At 73.8% G+C, this 1,272-nt stretch carries 2 protein-coding genes and 1 pseudogene; 1 reads left to right on the plus strand and 2 read right to left on the minus strand.

Annotated elements, in window-relative coordinates; translation table 11 throughout:
- The first annotated feature begins 80 nt into the window (after nucleotides 1-80).
- Nucleotides 81-275, plus strand: coding sequence for a hypothetical protein (locus tag AC1DZ6_RS25305; protein WP_477099840.1), 195 nt, complete (start codon nucleotides 81-83; stop codon nucleotides 273-275).
- Nucleotides 276-278: 3 nt separating this feature from the next.
- On the opposite strand, the gene hutC is transcribed toward AC1DZ6_RS25305, so the two are convergent.
- Nucleotides 279-992, minus strand: a complete 714-nt coding sequence (gene hutC / locus AC1DZ6_RS25310; protein WP_477099841.1) for a histidine utilization repressor — start codon at nucleotides 990-992, stop codon at nucleotides 279-281.
- A 5-nt stretch (nucleotides 993-997) separates the two neighbouring features.
- Nucleotides 998-1,272: pseudogene (locus tag AC1DZ6_RS25315) on the minus strand (formimidoylglutamate deiminase); the annotation flags it as partial.

Consider the following 1,272-nt stretch of genomic DNA (forward strand, 5'->3'; position numbering starts at 1 on the left):
GCCCCTCCCTCTCCCCATGGGAGAGGGTTTCCGTAGGCGCCTGCACCCTGTAGACCAGCGCCTCACTCAAGGAGCCTTCCATGACCGACCCCATCAAGCGCGGCGTCACCGTCGACCAGAAGCTGAAGGCTCATCGCTACCTGGCGACGCTGACCGCAACGCGCGCCGCCGAGGTGGCCAAGGCCGCCAAGGCCCGCCTGGCCAAGCATCCCACCGGCCGCGACGAAGCCATCGACGCCGCCTACACCGACCTGGCCGCCAGGGCCGCGAAGTAGGCCCTAGCCCCGGGCGGGACCGAAGCGCGCCACCAGGTCGTAGGCTTCGCCCGGGAACAGCTGCCGCACCCAGGTCACCGGTTCGCCCGCGCGCCAGGTGCGGCGCTCGACCGCCAGCAGCGCCGCCCCGGCGTCCAGCGCCAGCAGCTCGGCGACGGCCGCGTCGGCCCCGACCGCGCTGATGCGGTTCTCGGCTTCGGTCCACGGCACGTGGTGCAGCAACCAGGCCCCGGGCGACTCCTCGGCGAAGTCCAGGTCGGCCGCCTCGGGCACGGCGGCCAGGCTGACCAAGCGGTCCTCCAGCGCGAACGGCCGGTCGCCGGCGATGTGCAGGCCGCGCAAGGCCAGCAGCTCGCCGCCGGCCGCCAGCTCGACCTCCTCGGCGTCGCCCGCCTTGGCCTTGCGTCGCCGCCTGTCCAGCAACTCGAAGCGATAGGTCTCGCCGCGCGCCACGATCTCCCCCTGGATGTCGGGGATATCGAGCACGGTGGAGTGCACGCGCGGCCGGGCCACGAACGAGCCGGCGCGGCGGCGGCGCACGATCAGTCCCGCCTCGGCCAGGGCCGACATCGCCTTGTTGACCGTCATTCGCGAGCAGTCGAACTGGGCCATCAGCTCGGTCTCGGACGGGACCTTGCGGCCCGGCGCCCAGGCGCCCGAACGGATCAGGTCCTCGATCCGCCCCCGGATGCGCTGGTGCAGCGTCCCCCCGTTCAAACCCGTCAAGCCAGCACGCTCCTCAAAGCCGTCCCGTAGCGCGCCAGGATCGCCTCGCGCGCGTGGTGGCGGCCGCCGCTGACGACCTGGCGGCCGCCGCGCCAGACGCCGTCGATGGCCCCGTGTCGCCCGGCGAACACCCAGCTGTCCAGCAAGGCGTCGCCGTCGCGGCCGATCATCGCCGGATGGGCGCGGTCCAGGGTCACGAAGTCGGCCGACCGCCCGCGTCGCAGGCCGCCGACCACGCCCAGGGCCTGGGCCCCGCCGTTGACGGCCGCCC

The sequence above is a fragment of the Caulobacter sp. P1_B12_2 genome, assembly GCF_056406675.1.